This window comes from Ezakiella massiliensis (assembly GCF_059862345.1).
The window spans coordinates 147134-167162 of record NZ_JCBCEO010000003.1 but is presented as its reverse complement, the minus strand read 5'-3'; the positions used below and the strand labels follow the sequence as shown (position 1 = coordinate 167162).

Sequence of the window (20029 nt, the reverse complement as noted above, 5' to 3'; positions counted from 1 at the left end):
TTTTGCAATATATTTTTAAAAACCTCCAGCCGCTCATTTACAAAAAATTTTAGCATTTTGTTTTTAAAAATTTCCATCCATTCATTTGCAAAAAATTTTAGCATTCTATTTTTAAAGATAATCGGCCGGTCATCTGTAAAATTTTTTTAAGATAAATAATAATTTATAGCCTCATTTATATTTTTAAATTCTACAATCTTTGCATTCTTGGCCTTGATCTTGGCAGATGTTTTTGGAATTGCAATTTCGCTAAAGCCAAGTCTGTCCGCCTCATTAATTTTTGTCTGTAAGCCTTCGGTCTTTCTAACCTCGCCTGTTAAAGACACATCGCCAATAAAGACCACATCTTTTTTAATAGGCTTATTGTAATAGCTGGATGCCAGACTCATTATAATGGCAAAGTTTATACCTGGATCAAAGGTTTTTAAGCCACCAACCGCTTTTAAAACCACATTCATATCAAAAAGTTTTAGCTTCATCTTGTCTTCTAAAATCGAAATCATAATATTTAATGAATCTTTTTTGATAGAATCCGTTATCCGCGACGGATATGGAGTGAAAGTTTTATTCATCAGACTTTCAACTTCCATTACAATGGCCCTGGTACCTTCTTTAATAACGCCTAGGCTCGATCCCTTGACTGCCTCTTCACGTGTGGTCATAAAGTATTCACTTGGATTATCTATGGACTTCATACCAGTTTCTTCCATGTAGAAAAATCCTATTTCCCCTGTTGACCCGTAACGATTTTTAGTCGCCATCAAAGTCCTAAGTGGGTCTCCAGCCTCACCTTCTATATATAAAACCGTATCTACCAAGTGCTCGATGCTCCGTAAGCCTTGAAGTTCGTCGGCCTTATTCATCTGCCCAACCAAGAAAACCATCTTGGGTTTTTCTGTATTCTTAGCAAGCTCAACACACTTGTAGGCGCACTCCAAACTTTGAGTTGGACTGCCTGCACGGCTTGGCAAATATTCGTCCAAAACAAAAGTCTGGATGGAGTCGACAATCAAAGCGTCCACATCTAAGTCTTCGGCCTTGGCCACAACAGCGTCCAAAGAATTAGTCGCCATTATATAAAGGTTTTCGCCAATATTTTCTATAACGCGTTCGGCCCGTTTTTTAATTTGACTGCCCGACTCTTCGCCGCTGGCGTACAAAACTTTGTAACCCTCTTCAACCAAAGCATTGGAAAGTTGCAGAAGCAGGGTAGATTTGCCGGCGCCAGGTCTAGCTGTAACAATAGTCACGGAGTCCCTAACGATTCCGCCTCCCATTACCCTGTCCAGCTCCTTGATATTAGAGATCACGCGATCACTATTAACGCTTTCAATTTCTTTTAGCTTTTGAACAGTCGCCTGGTGGGTTGTGGATTTTTCGTGAACGGGCTGGCTATTACCAACTTCAACCAAAGATCCCCATGACCCACACTCAGGGCACTTGCCTAAATATCCTGCGGACTCATAGCCGCAGTTCTCACACTTGTACAGATTGTTTCTCTTCATCCTTTATCCTTTTTATTTTAACTTGCCCGTCCTCATAATCTACGAGGATCTTATCGCCTTCCATAACATCGCCTTCAATTATTTTTTCGCTCAAATTATCTTCAAGTGCAGTTGTAAGAGCCCGTTTAAGTGGCCTTACGCCAAAGACATCTGAGTAACCGACCTCAGCAATATGATCGACAAAGGCGTCTGTAACATCCACCTTGTATTTATCACTCACACGAGATTTGATATCTTCGATTTCCAGACGGGCAATCTTTTTAACATTGTCCTTTGAAATCCTATCAAAGACAACTATCTCATCAATTCTATTTAAAAATTCTGGCCTAAATGTATCTTTTAAAGCTTTGTTAACCTTGCCCTTGATGGATTCAAATTCGGAAGAGGCCCCTTCCATAAATCCGATTGAATTTTGTTTTTCAAGTTGGCTGGTGCCGGCATTTGAAGTCATAATTATAACTGTGTTTTTAAAATTAACTTCCTTGCCCTTGCTGTCTGATAGCCTGCCTTCTTCTAGAATTTGTAGAAGGGCATTGAAGACATCTGGGTGGGCCTTTTCAATTTCGTCAAACAAAATAACTTGATAAGGCTTCCTCCTAACATTTTCTGTGAGCTGACCACCTTCTTCAAATCCTACATAGCCCGGAGGCGATCCAATTAGTTTAGAAACCGAGTGCCTTTCCATATATTCACTCATATCTATAACTGTCATGGCGTTTTCGTCACCAAAGAGTTCATAGGAGACCCTCTTTGCCAAATAGGTTTTACCAACTCCAGTTGGCCCAACAAAAAGCATGGATGCTATTGGACGGTTTGGATTTTTAAGTCCTGCCTTAGACCGTTTTATGGCCTTATCTATTACATCAATTGCTGGATCTTGGCCAATGACTTTTGCTTTAAGATTGTCTTTAAAAGACCTGAGCTTTTCAAGTTCAGTTGAGGTCATATCGCTTACAGGAACCTTTGACCACCTGCTTACAATGGTCTCAATCATAGGTGTGTCCACGATATTTTTTGTGTTTTCAACTGGCCTTGGACTGTCACCAATCCGCGCCTCGATAATTTTTTCTTCGTCTCTTAGCTTAGCGGCCTTGATAAAATCTTCATCGCCAATGGCCTTCATCTTTTCATCTTGGATTCTCAAAAGATTTTCCTTTAGAATATCCATATCATCCTTGACCTTTACCTTGGTCCTGGCCTTACTCATAGCCTCGTCCATTACGTCGATGGCCTTGTCTGGCAAAAATCTTTCGCTAAGATATCTCTTGGACAGGGTTACAGATTTTACAAGGGCTTCATCGGTAATTTTTACATTGTGATAGCGTTCAAAATCTTCCTTGATGCCGCGGAGAATTTCAATTGACTCCTCAACGCTTGGCTCTTCAACAATAATTGTTTGCAGCCTGCGCTCAAGGGCTGAATCCTTTTCTATATATTTTTTATATTCGTCAAAAGTAGTTGCACCGATAATTTGAATGTCGCCACGAGCCAAATAAGGCTTTAGGATATTTGACGCATCCAAAGACCCTTCACTGCCACCAGCTCCGACAATATTGTGAATTTCATCTATAAATAAAATCATGGACTTGTCCTTGCTTGCGCGTTCCAAAAGCTTCTTTATCCTGCTTTCAAAATCGCCCCTGTACTTGGTCCCTGCAACAAGTGATGTCATATCGACCATATAGACATTTTTGTCAGCCAAATAATAAGGCACTTCGCCTTTTTCAATGCGTTCAGCCAAGCCATAAACAATGGCCGTCTTACCAACGCCAGGCTCACCGATTAAAGTTGGATTGTTCTTGGTCCTACGAGATAGAATTTGAATCATCCGCTCAATTTCTTCTTCCCTGCCAATAACAGGATCAATCTTGCCAGCCTTGTATCTGTCGTTTAAATTTATCGTATACTCTTCAATTGATTCATCATCAGAAAAATCATCGTCATCTTCAGAAACAATGGACCTGATAAAAGCATTTTCATCAAAGCCCAGAGTATCTATTACCATCTCCGTCATATCATACTTGTCGCTAATGGCACAAATAGCAAGAACTTCTGGACTTACATCGTCCAAGGCAAAATATTCTGCACGTTTCTTGGCTTCAAACATTAAAATATTTCTGGCCCCTTGGGCATAGCCTTCAGGCTTTGTGTAGTCTCCCTGACCAACCAAGTCATAGAGGGCCTGCCTAAAACGCCTGTAAGTCATCCCGTATTGGGCAAAGGCCTGCTTAACTTCTGAATTATATTTTAAAAGTGCGAGCACAATGTGCTCACTGCCCAGGTTTTTTGCCCCCAGGCTCTCCGCTTCCTCATGGGCAAGCTGGATTATACTTTTGGCATCTTGATCAAAATTTGTTAAATCAAACACTGTCTCACCTTCTTATAATAGTTCAAAAATCTTTTTGTAATAGTATTTTTCTAGTTCTTCATTCATGATGCCCTTGGTCTTTAAATGTTCGGGCTGGGTGTTTACCAGGAGAGAATTAATTTTTTCCGCTTCAATTCTCTCGCCAATGGCTTCCTTGTAAATAGTTATGTCGTCCACAACTCTGAGAAAGTCTACAAAGCTCACAGCTTCCATGGCCTTATACTTATCAATTCTATCCTTGATATAGGAAATAAATTCCTCGTCTCCTTTTAGGTCTTCCCTCTCTGCGGTTTCCATAATGCAAAGCTCTTCTGCAATATTTTTCATAAAATTTAATTCTTTTTCAATATTGCCCTTGGAAATCATTCTGAGGACAAAAAATGCAGATGGCCTTGACCCACTGTTAAATGGCAATAACATAGCCCCTGGCATCTTCATTATCTTCTTTATCAGGGTCAAAATCCTGTTCTTGTTCATCATAGCCGGCAGGTGCAAGAGGACATCAAAAACCAAACCATTGCCACAAAGGGGAGTAGTTGCAGTCAGATATCCAAAATTCCTGTCCTTTTGAAAGGTAAAATTACTTGATAAATTCTTTTCAATAGGCTTTAGCTTCTGATAAGCAGTGTCCCAAGAATCTGCCTTGGCGCTCATCAGAATGTGGTCAACATCATTAATAATAATAAAAATATTTTCCTCTTCATTATAGAGAATTGATGGATCAGTCTCTTCTGTAATATTCATGGACAAGAGATTCATCTCTTGGATAAAATTAATCTCATCCTGCATATTCCTATAGGAAGGAATGTATTTTAGAGGAACTTCCACCGCACCAGCTGCGCTTATAATCTTATCCCTAAGGTCAGACCGCTCGTTCCAATTCATCTTCTCTACATACTTATAACCCGACACATTGCGAATCAGGTCTACATTGTAACCACTAATAATCATTCTATATTCTCCATCATGGCCTTGATTTCTTGGGCTCTCTCATAGTCTTCAGTTCTAATCGCTATATCCAATTCCTTCTTCAAGTCATCTAGATAAGATTTCTTTGAATTTTCCCTTGTAGTTGGCATTAAATTTTTGCTCTTCAATAAGTTTTCAATTTCATTTTTAAAGCAGGAATAGCAAACCTCACAGCCAGCCATTTGCGTAATTTTTAATTCACTCAGCTTGGTTCCACAGTTTGGGCAGGTAATCTCATTAATATCCTTCTCTTCCATGGAGTTTTCCAATTCCTTAATCAGGTTCATAATCTGATTGTTAAAGATAACCTTGACATCAATATTGGAATCCTCACCTATATTAAACATTTCTTTTAATTCTTCAAGAGGAAGCTTTTTAAAATCATCATATTCAAAATTATTAAAATTAAAAAAATTATTCATCTTCACTCTCCTTTGCAAGCACCAGCAATATATTTTTCAAAATGGATGCCCGGAGCATATTCTTCTCGCCTGGTCTAACATCCAAGCTCCTGTCGCTCAAACTGCTAGCTATAATCGCGGATTCTCTTTTTGTAATAATACCCGAATCACGGAGCGAATCCAAAATCAAGTCCACCTCACTAGCCGTAACTGAATCACCAATTGTATCCACAAGCATGGATTCAAAATCGCTTGTGGTCGTTAAATTAATCTTCTCAATTGATATATATCCACCGCCGCCGCGTCTACTTTCGATATAGTAGCCCATTTGCGGCTGAAATCTAGTCTCTAAAACATAATTAATTTGAGATGGCGAGCACTTAAATGAATCTGCCAGGGCGTTTCTCCTGACCTCTACATATCCACCGCTCTCTTCAAGCATCTCTTTTAAAAAATCTTCTATAATATCGGTAAGCCTTGCCAATTAAATCACTCCTTTGACTTTGACTTTCTTTAACTATTAATACCCAGAGGAATTTTTATTTAAACAAGGCCTATTACTAAATATAATTTACATCTTACAAGTCTCTTTCTTGTTAAAATTAACTTCAAATCGCAAAAATATTTTAAAAATCTATTCCATGTAAAACTAAACTTTAAATCCAAAACTTTTTTCAAATTCAATTTCAAATCAAACTTAAACTCAAACGCTTTATCAAAAAAATTATTTTTTTAAATATCCTAAGCATCAAAAATTTATCCTGCAAAAATATTTTTCAAAATAAAATGAATTTATCCAATAAAAAAGCCACCCTTGCGGGTGGCAAAAATAATTTCAATCTTATTTGTTTTCAAATTGGCTTGTAGCTAATTTAACTCCAGGTCCCATTGTTGAGCAAACTGTGAGTGATCTTAGGTACTTACCTTTTGCAGCTGCTGGTTTAGCTTTTACGATAGCTTCCATAATTGCATCTAAGTTTTCCTTAAGTTTTTCCTCACCAAAGCTCTTCTTACCAATGATGGTGTGGATGATGTTTGATTTGTCAAGTCTGTATTCAACTTTACCAGCCTTAACTTCGTGAACAGCCTTTGCAACATCCATTGTAACTGTACCACTCTTTGGGTTTGGCATTAAGCCCTTAGGTCCTAGAACCTTACCAAGTCTACCTACAAGACCCATCATGTCTGGTGTTGTGATAAGTGTATCGAAATCAAACCAGTTTTCATTTTGGATTTTTTCAATCATATCTTCAGCGCCAACAAAATCTGCTCCAGCTTCTTGAGCTTCTTTTTCCTTGTCGCCCTTTGCAATTACAAGTACGCGAACTTCTTGTCCTGTTCCGTGTGGCAGAACGATAGCACCACGAACTTGTTGGTCAGCGTGTCTGCCGTCAACACCAAGTCTTGCGTGTAATTCAATTGTTTCGTCAAATTTTGCTGTTGAACCCTTTAATACATTTTGAATAGCTTTATTTGCATCATAAAGCTCAAATCTATCAAATTGCTTAGCAGCTTCTTGATATTTTTTTCCTCTTCTCATTATATTAACCCCCTACTATTGTTCTACTTCTACGCCCATGCTTCTTGCAGTACCTGCAACAAGTCTCATAGCTGATTCAATTGATGCAGCGTTTAAGTCTGGCATCTTGATTTCAGCAATTTCTTTTAATTGAGCCTTTGTTAACTTACCAACTTTTTTCTTGTTTGGTTCGCCTGATGCAGATTCAATTTTAAGAGCTTTCTTAATTAGAACTGCTGCTGGTGGGGTCTTTGTAATAAATGTGAATGATCTGTCTTGGTAAACAGTGAGTACAACAGGGATAATTAAACCTGCTTGGTCAGCTGTCTTTGCGTTAAATTCTTTTGTAAATTGCACAATGTTAACACCGTGAGGTCCAAGAGCTGTACCTACTGGTGGTGCAGGAGTTGCCTTACCTGCTGGAATTTGCAATTTAACTAATGCTAAAACTTTCTTAGCCATAATTTCCTCCTTAGTATATTGTGGTCCGATAGGAGAGTATCTGCCACACTTTCAAATTAATTAGATTTTTTCAACTTGGTCATAGTCAATATCAACTATATTTTCTTGACCGAACATGTCTACTAATACTTTTAATATTCTCTCTTCTTTTTTAACTTCTTTAACTTCGACTACCTTATCCTTAAAAGGACCAGTCATAACTAAAACTCTGTCTCCAATTTCAACATCGACCGGTTTTTTAGGAATTTCATCAGTCATACCTAAACTCTTTAGCTCGCGATCAGTCAAAGGAACTGGGTCACCCGAAGGTCCAACAAAGCCGGTAACTCCTCTAGTGTTACGCACTAAAAACCAGCTCTCGGTGTCATTTATCATGTTGACAAGCACATAGCCTGGGAAAGACTTTCTGGTCTTTAATTTGCCAGGGTTGTTTTTGTCTTGATAAGATTCCATCGGAACTATTACCTCAAAAATATTATCCTTGTAACCTCTGCTAGCAACCATTTGTTCGATAGTCGCCTTAACTTTGTTTTCGTGTCCGCTGTATGTGTGAACCACATACCATTTAGCGTCTTTTCTTCTCTCTTCGTTATTGCCTAACAACTCAGTCATCCTACTTTAAAATCAAACTGTAGACGTAACCAATTCCAAGGTCTAGTAGATAAACTAAGATACTAAACAAAACGCTAAATACAAGCACTGTAAGAGTATAGTTAAATAGTTCTTTTTTTGTAGGCCATGCAACTTTTTTTGTTTCAAGGCGAACGCCTCTTAAATAAGTCGCTAACTTACCTTTCTTATTTGCATTTTCGTTTGCCATTTTAAAATTCCTTTCTACTTGGTTTCCTTGTGAACGGTGTGCTTTTGACAGAACTTGCAGTATTTCTTGAGCTCAACTCTATCAGTTGTGTGAGTCTTGTTCTTGGAAGTTCTGTAATTTCTTTGTTTGCATTCAGTGCATTCCAAAGTAATCATGTCTCTCATCTTTCCACCTCCCGTTTAATGCCCGCACACTTGGGGGCAAAACAATTACACCTAATTATACATTAAATATTTCTGATTGTCAACGCAAAAAGGCTATTTTTCAAAAGTTTTTCTTATTTTATTAAAAATATTTTATGCAATGAAAAATTAAATATAAAAATGCAGGCGAAAAAAAATTTTTTAAAATTATGAACAATTAAAAATTACATGTTAAATATTTTTTCAATCGCAGAAAATATATAGAGAGGCAAACAAAAAGTGGCAAGATTGATATGCACTCACAAACCCGGACACGGATATAATGGGGCAGCACAATCTTGCCACTTTTATTTAAATTAATTATAAGATGGTTACCTCTGATTAACTATAACTGGTAGAATCATTGTTTCCATTTCATCAAGACCTTTCCAAACAAGTATTTTAATCTTATAATCTCCCTCCATCGGCACTTTTATCTTTGCAGATAGAATCGATTCTTCATTTGATTTTAAAACTTTTTCAGCCACAGCTGAATTTATAAATTTGTTTTGCTGATCATATAATGAAACTATTAGAGTTATTTTTTCTTCCTTTGACTGCTCGTTTTTAACTTTGATTTTACCTTCAAATAAATCCCCATTTTTAAATGAGTATTTATTGGTTAAATAATCTAAATTTATGGAATCTTCGCTACCAGAGCTCGTACTATTGTCTACATCCATATCTATATAGGTTGCATCAACAATGTTTCCATCTTTATCAAGCGCTTTTATAATAATCTTATGGCTTTGATTTTGTACCATTTTATCAAAAATAAATTCCTTTTTATCAGTATTTTCAATTACATTGTCCCATGAATCCAAACAAATCTCATAATTTATAACACTGCTATCATCGATGTCATATTGAATAATAAATGGTGTTTTATTATCATAGGTTATTTTTTTAGGTTCTACTTTTATTTTAGATAAATCTCTAGCAATTATTCTAGTTTGTGCGTACGCCATATTGCGAGCATGGTCAGTTACTCCAATATCAATTGTGTTAAGAGAGTGATTTAATACAAACTTCTTTTTATAATAATCGTTTTCATTAGATATTTTAAAAATAAATTCACCATCTTCTTCATATTTTTTACCATTTAATAAAAATAAGAATGTGTTTATTTTAGAGTCAACGATACCTTCATCTTTCGCTTTAATATTTAATTCGAATTCAGGACTATCTATAAAAAATAAATCTGCCACTTCAACCTTCGGAGATGTTTTATCAATCTTTATTGGAAAGCTAAGTTTTTGCATGTTGGCACCTGTAAAGTCAGGTTTAGCATAAACATTTATATAATATTGGCCTTCATCAATCGGTTTTTTAACTCCAAGCTTTTTATCATATATTCCCCCACTCCATTGCCAATAAAAATTGACTTTAGCCATGACTTCTTGATCAATTTTTACATCTTTACTTAAATTTTCACGTTCATCTATTATTTTTATTTCGTTTCCATCTACATCTTCAATATTTATTTTTAAATATTTAGCATTTCTAAGCAAAGTAAATTTTACTAAAACATTATTATAGGCATTTGCATCCTGTGGATTCATTGCATACAAGCTCTCATCAATAATGCCTTCAAGTGGCATAAGCTTTTTAAAATATCCTTCGCTTATAGAAGAGTATAAACCCGTTTCTTTAAAGATTGGATTGTTATTTTGTTTATTATCAAACATTGGCAGACTAGAGAAGTCTCCATAAAACCCTAATACTGGTAGGCTGTATTTCTTTTGGTCATCTTCAAAAGTCAAATAACCATCTACAAACCTATTTTTCTCTCCTGTAGGTGAAAAGCTTACGCTCATTTCATTTTCCGCATTCGGATTTATACTTATTGAATCAGGCCCATTGTAAGACAAGCCATTACCTACAAAACTGACCTTGAAGTCCTTTTTCTCGTCTGAAATACTTTTTATTTTAATAATTAAGTCTTTATTGCTATTTATTTCCTTTAAAGTAATATTAGGAAGACCCTTACAAGTGAAGAATACATCCGCAGCTAAAGCTTTATTTATATTTACAAATCCTGCTCCTTGTTTTCTTACATCAACATAAATACCATTTTGATACTTAATATCAGCCGTATTCATTAAAGCTGTTTTAATATAGTTTTGATAGTTGTCTAGTCCTATGTCTTTGTATTTTTCAATCATAAGAGCAGTCAAGCCAGATACAACAGGAGCCGCCATCGACGTGCCACTCATGTTCTTATATTTATTATCATTCACAGTTGAAAATACACTGCCACCAATAGAAGATAAATCTGGCTTCATCTCTAAATCTGGAGTTGGCCCCCAAGAGGAGAAATTAGATAAATAGTTGTCATCTGAAAATTCCATGTCTTCAAGACTATCTGAAAATTTAATATTTATTTTTTCAATATTATCAATGATATACTTACCGGAGCTATTAGAAATAAAAATTGTTGGTATGCTTACCTTAGGATCTGTAGATATATTTTGCAAAAGTTCATCATCACCATCCTTGTTAAAAATAATAGCGCCAATTGCACCTTTATTTTGAACATTGAGTTTTTTATCCTTAAACTCAATTTCTCCTCTTTTTATTATGGCAATTTTGTTCTTTAAATCAAGGTTTTCTATATCTTGTTGCCTGCCTAAGTTGCAATCTACTATCCCATCATAATTATTCATCAAAATTGGATCAGAGTCTGATTTAAAAAACTGAATCTTTTTATCTTGTCCTTCAACTGTAGTGTTAAATACATCAACTGTTTTCTTTTTATTGTCAAAACTTGCAACTTGAATCGAATCTAGAGATAATCCTGGAGTTGCTACCGTTCCGTTATCAATAGACCGATTATCCTCATTAGGATAAGTGCTAAAGGCAGCATTTCCACCAGCTGTGACAACAATTACATTTTGTTCTCTAGCTTTTTTAATTGCTTCTTGTTGAAGGTCACTAGGATTGGTAAAACCAGCAGACATACCTAAGCTCATATTTATTACATCAGCCTTTAATTTTATCGCATCCTCAATTGCTTGAACAATATCTCCTTCACTAGCTCCTTTGTTAGGATCATTTGAAAATATTTTCATATTATACAATTGAACTTCAGGAGCAATACCCCTTATTCCTTTTTTGTTTTTTATTTCTTCCTCACTTGCACAATTTGCACCTATAATGCCTGCAACATGCATGCCATGACTATAACCTGGTGAGGTAGAGAATGCTTCTTTGACTTGATTGTTTCCGTCAGCATAATTGTAGGCAAAAGGAACTTTGTCACTAGAGTATAAACCATAGGAAATTTTATTTTCCTTTTTTAATTTTTCAATTTCATTCTTAGAAAACTTTTCACTGCCTGGACTTAATCTCATATCTTTATGTGAAGCATCAATACCACTATCTAAAACAGCAACAACTATTTTTTCACCTTTCAGTCCCAGGTCTCTATAAATCTCAGCCATCCCTAGCTCGCTGCTAATACCTGACATTTGCTTTGTATAAATAACTGCTTCTTTGGCTTCTTTTACTCCATCAATTAATGCTATTTTTTTCACATATTTTCTCTTAGTAATTACACTAAGACCATTAGTAGCATAGTAATATCTATTCTTAATTTTCGCAGCCTCATTAATTGATTTTATATTTTTAATAATGCCTTTCTGAGAATCTAAGACCCTGTTTTTTATATTCTCATCCATGTAATCTTCATTAGCTAGGTCTAAATAACAAGGAGCTTTGATTGTTATCATTATCTCAATTTCTTCGTCAGCCGACTCTCCATTAGTCATGTTCTCATCATGAATTTCTAAAACTTCTTTAGGTGCTTCATTCAACATATCTTGAAGAAGAGAGACCTTATCAATGGGCTCTCCCTTAGCATTTATACCTGGTAATGATGTCAAGAGAAATAGTAAAGATAGGACTACTGATAAAATTTTATTTTTATTCATTGTACCCTCCTAGTTAATAAAATCTTTAGCTTTAATATCTTTAGCATAATGCCATACAGGGCTAAAATCTGTAATTTTATTTCCTGAAAGATATAGAATTCTTAGATTAACCAAATCTTTTAATGGCTCACATGATCTTATTTCATTGTTTTTCAACTGCAAAGATGTCAGATTTGTAAGCTTTCTTAATGGCTCAACAGATTCTATTTTATTGTTATCCGCAGCAAACCATTCCATCTTTAGATTATCGCTAAACATTGATATATCTTTTACATTGTTATTTGAAAAATCAATTCTATATAAATTTGCTTTTCCGCTCAAAGGACTGAGATCAGAAACTTTATTATCTTTTATATTAAACCAATCTAAATCCTTCATATTTGCCACTGGACTAATATCTGAAATGTTATTACTTGTTAACCACAAGCTAGTTACATTTACCAAATTCTTCACAGGACTTATATCACTTATATTATTGTATCTTAAGAACAAAAACTTTAGTGAGGTCAAATTTTTTACAAAGTTGATATTTGAGATTTTATTTTCTTCTATCAACAAGTTTTCAAGATTGTTTAAACCATCAAAAGCATTTTCGTCAATAAATGAAATTTTATTCTCATCAAGGACTAGCTCAATTAAATTATTCATTTTTACAAATGTACCAAGTGGAATATCCGTTAAATAATTATTTGAAATATCTAAATACTTCAAATTCTTAAGACCTTTTAGTTTTGCAAGTTGATGAGACTCAATATGGTTGGCCCACAAGGACAATTTCTCTAAGCCTTCAAGGTTTTCTATACCATCTAAATTTGTAATCCCTAGCGCAAGTGCTTCCAGCTCTTTTAGATTAATTACATCTGACAGATAAATATCACCTTTATATTTATCAATTGCATTTCTGACTGCTTTTTCCAAAGCTTTGTCTGGGAAACTTATAACTCTATCTTCAAAATTTTTGTTTAAGCTTATAAATGCCTTTACTCTTTTTCCATCTTCGGTAATTCCTTCTACCGTTTTATCTTCATTGCCTTCAAAAACCTTTTCATCCCAATTGATTCTAGTAATCTTACCATTTATTTCAGCCTTGTATGGAAGATAGTACTTTTCTCCTATCTTAACATCTTTTTTTAGAATGCCATCAACAAGAACTTCTTTTTCAATCGCAACATCAACTTTTAAATTCTCAATCCCAAGAAGTGGACTGTAGTCTCCAATATCTATTTTGCCAAGTTCAACATTTCTTAAAGTTGGAATATCAAGTGCTTCAATGTTTTTAACAGCAGTACCCGAAATATATATATTTTCTAATTTTTCAAAGCGAGAAACAGGGGTTAAATCTTTTATCTGTGAACATGTTATAAGATTTAATGTTTTTAAATTAACTAAACCCTCTATACCATTTAGGCTACTGATTTGAGCAGAATATAAATTAAGCTCTTCTAAATTTTTTAAATCAGAAATATCATCTAGATTTATTTTTGAAAAATAAAAGCTTAAATCTAATACCTTCAAATTTTTTAAATATCTAAGCTCACTTAAGTCAGTATTTCTAAACTCCAGATACTGAAAAGAAAGCTTTTCTATTGCTGATAAATTTTCTAGAGTTAACTTTTCAAGTCCTGCTTTCTTTTTTATCAGGTTTTCAAGTTCTTTATTCTTAAAACTTATCTGATCACTTGTATTAATTCTTTCTACTATTATTTTAAGATTAGCTTTAAGGTCTGTGCCATCAACTATTCCAGTAAAATAATTTTCTCCAACCGTTAGCTTGTTTGCATCAAATGATTCCCAAGTTACTTTAGCTTTTTTACTACGGCCATCAGAGTACTCAACCATTACATATTTAGGCAAAGCAATTGGCTCTTCATTGATTTTATTAATTACTACTGGCTTTACTCCTGTAATTTTTCCAATCTCTTTCACATTTAAAATGAGCTTGGCTTTTTTATCTGTACCTTTTACAAGCCCATATATTGTATGAGCTCTTGGCTTTGTAATATCTATTCCATCTAATTGCCAATCAACATCTACAAAAATTAATTCGCCATTTGACAGAAAAGCTTTTGCTTGTTTTGGTAATTCAAACTCTTCTTCATTTGTAATAGATTTTTCTATCGGTTCAATATTTAAAATAAGAGCATTTATGTCCCTATCCTTAATAGGGACTCTTAGTGTGTTTGAAGTAACCTCGCCATTTTTTTCTACATATATATTCATATAATAAGCATCTTTAGTTATTTTGTTTAAAGATTTAAGGCTAAGGCTTTCTTCTTTACTAATCTCCCTTATATATGATGTTTGATTTACTATCTTCCCATCTTTATCTACCACATCAAAACGAATATTTATCTTTGAATCTTCACTCAGATTCTTTAAGTTAATATTTGTTTCGTGCAGATGATTCGTAGTAATCAGTTCTTTGCTTTCCAGATTAATATAAACATCTTCCTTTGCAAAAACAGAAGATGAAAGAACTAATATTGCAAATATTACTCTTAATAATTTCTTCATCATCTAATTCCTCTCTACAATCTTTGCTTTGAACCTGTCTACTTCAACAGTTCTTCCTTTATCACTATAAAGAACTATGGTATATTCATAGTTTAAGTCCAAGTCACCAAATACGTAGCCCATATCCTCTTCTGAGTTTATCATTGGTTCCTGATCGTATAAAATAGCACTATCACCCTTAAATATATTGAAATACAGGCTCTCCGTACGATTTGATTTTACAAACACATAGTATCCCATATAACCATCATATTCAGCCTCTACAGTGTATGTGTAGTCAGAAGTCCCAGGATTTTCTTTTTCATCTTTTAAGACATATTTAAAACTATATAGAACTTCGCTTGAGCTTGCACTTTCATAAATAGATATTGTTAGCTCCTTGCCTATCAAATCTTTTTTTGTTTTCATTACATCTGCAGTTTCTGTTGAATTTATTTTTGCAGGACTGAACGATTTAGTATTATCTGGCAAAGTAACTTTAAAATAATATGCCTTTGGCAGAGCTGGATCAGTGGTTAATCTTAAAACAGAATATGGCATCCACATTTCTTCTGACATATCCTCACAAGTAAGAGTGTAAGTGTAATCCTCAAATTTTACCTCTGGTTCTTTTGCTTTATTAACAGTTACAGGAATCTTTATTTCACTGGTTTTGTTGTCAATTGTCCTTACATACCCAATAATATTTGCTTGACCCACTCCTACTGCCTTAGCTTTTGCACTTATTTTTAATCCATTTTTTGTTTGGCTAGTTATTATTACAATATTAGGATTATCAGTTTTTATTTCATAATCTTTTATATCATCTAGAGTAATTCCATCAATATTAAATTCTATTTCTCCATTTTCGGGAATAATTTCATCCTTGTATACGGTAAAACTTTCATAGTTAAATTTTAAAACTACATCCTTTCCCTTTTTCATATTAACGTTTATAAAAACTTTTTCATCAAGTCCACCAACAGTTCCTTCGATTCTATAAGTTTTTTCTTCATTGAAATCAATATTGTTTGTATTCCAATTAACACTAGTCCAGTTTTTCTTACCATCTGCATTCATTATTTGAACAGTCTCTGGTAACTTAACTTCTTCGCCGATATTAAACTCTTTATCATCAGGGTTGATGGCAAAGAGCGGATTGGATTTTGGGGCTCCAAAAGTAAATGGAATCCTTTTTTCTACTTTCCTACCGTCTTTTAATTTAACAGTAATAATAGCGTCCGCCTTACCTGCACTTTTTACATTACCAAAAATCCTAACATTTGCATTAGTAAATCCAGCTTCTTCATAATCAGGTCTCCTAGTAATAGTAAATATAGAATCTTTACCGGACACAACACTGGTTTCCTCGATTAAATCCACGTCAATTCCATTTACAATTATGCGATAATCTGCAGTATAATCTCCTTTTTTCTTAGTAGTAATTACCTCTTCTACTTCTTTTTGATCATAAACTATACTATCTTTACCAGGGCCTTCAGCTATATACATGCTAATTATGAGATCAAGTTTTTCTGAAACAATAACTTTTAATTCTATTTTTTTGTCGTAGCCTTCTACTTTACCAAATACTTTATATTCACCAATTTTATTGGTGTTAATATTATTTTCTTCCCAAGTTATATCTCTTTCTTCTCTTTGACCATTGGATAAATTTACGACAGCTTTTTTTGGTAGTTTTAATTCTTCTCCCAGTTCCAAATTAATTGTATCGATTAATTCAATACTTGTAATTACAACAGGTTTCTCTTTTACAATAACTTTTAGTTTTACTTTCTCATCATAATCTTCTACTTTGCCAATTAATTCATGTTCACCGATTTCATTTATATTGTCTGGGATATCCCATTCAATTTTAACCCTTCTCTTAAAATCATTTATATATGTTGCTGTGACGTAATTTGGAAGAACTAGCTCATCACCTTCAAATACCTCAATATCATTTAATTTTTCAAGAGATTTGATTTTTAAATTTTCATCTTTTATAGTAACGGAAATTTCTTTGTAATTATTCTCTGGCATTTCTGCTTTAATAGCCAAAATATATTGTCCAGGTTCAGTGAAATCTGGCAAGGCAAAGTAATAATCATTTTCTCCAGCTGAATTTGACACTTCTGAATCCAGGTGTAAAATTTCATTTGTTAACAAATTATATAATTTATAATTAATTGATTTCCCTTTTAAAGCCTTGTTATCTTTTGATATTTCTGTATTTATTTTAATGTATGAATTTTTAGATTCTTCAATTTTTTCTTTATCGGTAATTAATTTATAACCTTCAGAATGTGGAGTTGTATCCTTAATGTCAAAAGTAGCTCCATTATTAGTCATTGTAAAGCTAAAGGTATTATCTTGATCTAAAGAGATAGGTTTCCCATTAAAATATACTTCGTATTCTTTTTCAGATGGAAAATCAAACTTTAACTTAACCTTTTTTCCTTCCTCAACCATAAGATCGCCATCTTCATCACCAGAAATAACTTCAACTTTTATTTCAGATTCCCTACCTTTAGGTAAATTTATCTCTATTTTGTGTTTGCTGGCTTCTGCTTTTTTGAATTCCCATATACCTACGAAATTTGTATTAGCATAAACTCCATAAATTTTTTCTGGTGCCCAGCCCTTAAATATCCATTTACCTTCACTAGTTTGATAATTGTTCTCAACAACGGGTGGATTATAAAACTCACCTTCATTAACATTTACTGCGTTTGGCGTTCTTATAAGAATTTCTTCAGGCAATGATTTATTTGAACTTGCAGATATAAATTCAAATGAAATTTTGTATTTTCTAGTAATTATAGGTTTCTCATAATCATGATTAATCCCATAATTAATAGGTTTTTTATATCTCTTATCTTTGTTTAAATTATCTTTTGTAGTTTCCTTATCATTTGTCTTATTATCTGCTTTTTCAATGTTTTTTTCTTCTTGCTTGTCGGAGATGTATTTATATTTATTAAGTTCAAGGCAGTAAATAATTTTACAAATTTCAGCTCTTGTAATAAATGCGCCTGGTTTTAAAGTATTTCCATCACATCCATTAATTATGCCATAGCTTATTAGTCCCGCAACTTCAACTTTATAATTTACGTCCTTGTAATCATTATAGGATTCTATTAAATTAGCATCTCCCTTTATACCTAATGCCCTTGCTATAATATAAAAAGCTTCTTCCCTGGTAACTTTTTTATTGGGTTCAAATAAATCCCCTTGGATATCATAAGCACTCAGGTAATCAAGATTTGTAACTTGTTTATAAAACCAATCATCTTTATTTACGTCTATAAACCTACTTTCATAATCATCATTTAATCCTAAATAATTAGAAATTATTTTAGAAAACTCTGATCTTATAATAAAATTATTTGGCTTAAAACTATTATCCGTATAGCCATTTACATATCCTTTTTCTTGGCACCAGTCAATGTAAGCCTGTGCCCAGTGTTTGTTAGTATCAATAAAATTATCCGCATATGTATTTGTTACAAAGCAGAACGCAAGTAATATTGATAATAAAATACTTAGGAATCGTTTTTTCACTTTTTTCCTCCTAAAATATAATATAGTCTTTTTATTTAATGTTTGCTTAATAAAATTAAATTCTTAAAAATAAAGAATAGAAATTAAGCCGAGGTTTAGCATTTTCCCTCGGCTTACAATATCTATTTAATTATTATTTTAGTGATGGATCGATCCATACTCTTGAGAATTCTGCTTCTGTTGTGTATGGTGTAGCTTCATCTGCTGGTGATCCCTTTACATAGTTTTTGATTGGGTATTCAACGCCCTTGTTTGAGAAGTAAACTACTGGAAGATCTTCGTATAGAATTTCTTGGATTCTTCTGTAGTGAACTGCCCTGTCTTCGTATTCTGTTGCAATATTTGCAAGTTCGAATTCCTTATCGAGTTCTGGGTTTGAATAGTTTCCATAGTTCATTGGGCCGCCTGTTACAAATCTAATTCCCATTGCTGAGATGTCTGGTCCCATATAGCCACCTAAAACTGTGAAGTCAAAGTCTTTTCTTTCTAGAACTTTTTCATCATAAGTTGGGTCGTCCATTGAGTTGTGGTTTAATTTGATGCCCATTTCTTTGAATTGTTCTGTTAGAACAACTACGAAATCATCCCAACCAGGGAAGGTATCGATTGTTGTTTCAAAATAATATCCATCTGCGTCTTTTGTGTAACCTGCAGCTTCAATTAATTCTTGTGCTTTTGCAAGGTCTCTTTCAGGGCTCTTTACGTCTTTGTTAATTGCCCATGCATATTCTGGAGCGATAAAGTATTCTGAAATTGTGCCTTGTTCTTTTAGAACTCTCTTGAAGATGTCTTCACGGTCAATACCATAAAGTACAGCTTCTCTTAAGTTTTTATCTGTGAAGATTCCACTTTCCATGTTGAAGCAGAGGTAGGATTTGTTTGGCCATGATTTTGGAACAAATCTAAATCTGTCGTCTTTTTTGAGCTTTTCAATTTCTGTTGCTGGTACACCTGCTAGAGTTTGGTCGATTTCATCGTTTAACCAAGCTTGGTAAGCTGTGTTTCCGTCTGGAATAATCTTAAAGATTAGCTTGTCAACATAAGGTCCTTCTCCAAAGAAATCTGGATTCTTTTCTAGAGTGATTGATTCGCCTTCAACCATTTCAACAAATTTAAATGGACCAGTTCCAATTGGATTGTAATTAGCATCATTTGTTAACCAGTCTGTGCCTTCGTAGATGTGCTTAGGCATAATGTATGTTCCCATCCATGCAATGTATCCAAGTAGACCTGAATCTGGTTGGCTTAGGTGGAATACAACTGTATCTTTATCTTTAACTTCTACGCTTTCAACAGATGAGAGTGAGCTTGATGCGAAACCCTTTTTGTCCATGATTTCATCAAAGGTCCACTTTACGTCTTCGGCTGAAAAATCTTCGCCGTCGTGCCATTTAACATCTTTGTGTAGGTGGAAGATCAAAGTCTTGCCTTCGTCTTCATATTCATAAGATTCTGCAAGATCGTTTATGATTTCCCCATTACCATTAATCTTTAAAAGTTTGTTAAAAGTGTTTTGAATAATTTGGTAAGCAGCGTTGTCAGCTGTTGCACATGGGTTGAATTGGCTTGGTTCCTTACCAAGACTAACGATAAATGTGCCGCCTTCTACTGGACCATCGGTATTTTCTACCTTTTCTTCTTCTTTCTTGTCTTCTGTTGTTTCTGTCTTTTCTTCTGTCTTTGTTTCTGTTTCTGCTGGTTTTGTTTCATCAGTCTTTGGTGCATCGTTTTTGCAAGCAAATAGTGATGTCAAAGATAGCAGGGCAATAAGTAAAAATATTATTGCTTTTGATTGTCTTTTCATATTTCCTCCT

14 protein-coding genes are annotated in these 20029 nt (G+C 34.1%); all 14 read right to left on the bottom strand.

What is annotated here, in order from left to right:
* Positions 1–146 precede the first annotated feature (146 nt).
* Complete coding sequence (locus AC6FXG_RS05665; RefSeq protein ID WP_500571888.1) at positions 147–1505, bottom strand: DNA repair protein RadA; 1359 nt, start codon at positions 1503–1505, stop codon at positions 147–149.
* Positions 1477–3873: an ATP-dependent Clp protease ATP-binding subunit gene (locus tag AC6FXG_RS05660; RefSeq protein ID WP_500571887.1), complete on the bottom strand. Its 2397-nt coding sequence runs from the start codon at positions 3871–3873 to the stop codon at positions 1477–1479. The genes AC6FXG_RS05665 and AC6FXG_RS05660 overlap by 29 nt, the downstream gene beginning before the upstream one ends.
* Positions 3874–3885: 12 nt before the next feature.
* Positions 3886–4824 carry an ATP--guanido phosphotransferase gene (locus AC6FXG_RS05655; protein WP_500571886.1) on the bottom strand — a complete coding sequence of 313 codons (939 nt, stop codon included), beginning with the start codon at positions 4822–4824 and terminating at the stop codon, positions 3886–3888.
* Positions 4821–5264 carry a UvrB/UvrC motif-containing protein gene (locus AC6FXG_RS05650; protein WP_500571885.1) on the bottom strand — a complete coding sequence of 148 codons (444 nt, stop codon included), beginning with the start codon at positions 5262–5264 and terminating at the stop codon, positions 4821–4823. The genes AC6FXG_RS05655 and AC6FXG_RS05650 overlap by 4 nt, the downstream gene beginning before the upstream one ends.
* Positions 5257–5727: a CtsR family transcriptional regulator gene (locus AC6FXG_RS05645; RefSeq protein ID WP_500571884.1), complete on the bottom strand. Its 471-nt coding sequence runs from the start codon at positions 5725–5727 to the stop codon at positions 5257–5259. The genes AC6FXG_RS05650 and AC6FXG_RS05645 overlap by 8 nt, the downstream gene beginning before the upstream one ends.
* A 357-nt stretch (positions 5728–6084) precedes the next feature.
* Entirely contained in the window at positions 6085–6783 is a 699-nt protein-coding gene (rplA, locus tag AC6FXG_RS05640) for a 50S ribosomal protein L1 (RefSeq protein ID WP_500571883.1), read from the bottom strand.
* Between the two features lie 15 nt (positions 6784–6798).
* Entirely contained in the window at positions 6799–7224 is a 426-nt protein-coding gene (gene rplK / locus AC6FXG_RS05635) for a 50S ribosomal protein L11 (RefSeq protein WP_500571882.1), read from the bottom strand.
* Between the two features lie 60 nt (positions 7225–7284).
* The gene (gene nusG / locus AC6FXG_RS05630) at positions 7285–7836 is read right to left on the bottom strand and encodes a transcription termination/antitermination protein NusG (protein WP_500571881.1); all 552 of its coding nucleotides are present in this window, start codon (positions 7834–7836) and stop codon (positions 7285–7287) included.
* 1 nt (position 7837) lies between these two features.
* Complete coding sequence (gene secE / locus AC6FXG_RS05625; protein WP_500571880.1) at positions 7838–8044, bottom strand: preprotein translocase subunit SecE; 207 nt, start codon at positions 8042–8044, stop codon at positions 7838–7840.
* A gap of 14 nt (positions 8045–8058) precedes the next feature.
* A complete protein-coding gene (gene rpmG, locus AC6FXG_RS05620) occupies positions 8059–8208 on the bottom strand; it encodes a 50S ribosomal protein L33 (RefSeq protein WP_075574760.1) in 150 nt (49 codons plus the stop codon).
* A gap of 350 nt (positions 8209–8558) precedes the next feature.
* Complete coding sequence (locus AC6FXG_RS05615) at positions 8559–12158, bottom strand: S8 family serine peptidase (RefSeq protein WP_500571879.1); 3600 nt, start codon at positions 12156–12158, stop codon at positions 8559–8561.
* A gap of 9 nt (positions 12159–12167) precedes the next feature.
* Positions 12168–14675 carry a leucine-rich repeat domain-containing protein gene (locus AC6FXG_RS05610; protein ID WP_500571878.1) on the bottom strand — a complete coding sequence of 836 codons (2508 nt, stop codon included), beginning with the start codon at positions 14673–14675 and terminating at the stop codon, positions 12168–12170.
* Entirely contained in the window at positions 14676–18215 is a 3540-nt protein-coding gene (locus tag AC6FXG_RS05605; RefSeq protein ID WP_500571877.1) for an Ig-like domain-containing protein, read from the bottom strand.
* Positions 18216–18348: 133 nt separating this feature from the next.
* The gene (locus AC6FXG_RS05600) at positions 18349–20019 is read right to left on the bottom strand and encodes an ABC transporter substrate-binding protein (RefSeq protein ID WP_500571876.1); all 1671 of its coding nucleotides are present in this window, start codon (positions 20017–20019) and stop codon (positions 18349–18351) included.
* Between the last annotated feature and the right edge of the window lie 10 nt (positions 20020–20029).

Bases quoted from the DNA above. Each gene is read 5' to 3' on its own strand.
- AC6FXG_RS05665 (WP_500571888.1), bottom strand. From the start codon at position 1,505: ATGAAGAGAAACAATCTGTACAAGTGTGAGAACTGCGGCTATGAGTCC.
- AC6FXG_RS05655 (WP_500571886.1), bottom strand. From the start codon at position 4,824: ATGATTATTAGTGGTTACAATGTAGACCTGATTCGCAATGTGTCGGGT.
- AC6FXG_RS05650 (WP_500571885.1), bottom strand. From the start codon at position 5,264: ATGAATAATTTTTTTAATTTTAATAATTTTGAATATGATGATTTTAAA.
- rplA (WP_500571883.1), bottom strand. From the start codon at position 6,783: ATGAGAAGAGGAAAAAAATATCAAGAAGCTGCTAAGCAATTTGATAGA.
- rplK (WP_500571882.1), bottom strand. From the start codon at position 7,224: ATGGCTAAGAAAGTTTTAGCATTAGTTAAATTGCAAATTCCAGCAGGT.
- nusG (WP_500571881.1), bottom strand. From the start codon at position 7,836: ATGACTGAGTTGTTAGGCAATAACGAAGAGAGAAGAAAAGACGCTAAA.
- secE (WP_500571880.1), bottom strand. From the start codon at position 8,044: ATGGCAAACGAAAATGCAAATAAGAAAGGTAAGTTAGCGACTTATTTA.
- rpmG (WP_075574760.1), bottom strand. From the start codon at position 8,208: ATGAGAGACATGATTACTTTGGAATGCACTGAATGCAAACAAAGAAAT.
- AC6FXG_RS05615 (WP_500571879.1), bottom strand. From the start codon at position 12,158: ATGAATAAAAATAAAATTTTATCAGTAGTCCTATCTTTACTATTTCTC.
- AC6FXG_RS05610 (WP_500571878.1), bottom strand. From the start codon at position 14,675: ATGATGAAGAAATTATTAAGAGTAATATTTGCAATATTAGTTCTTTCA.
- AC6FXG_RS05600 (WP_500571876.1), bottom strand. From the start codon at position 20,019: ATGAAAAGACAATCAAAAGCAATAATATTTTTACTTATTGCCCTGCTA.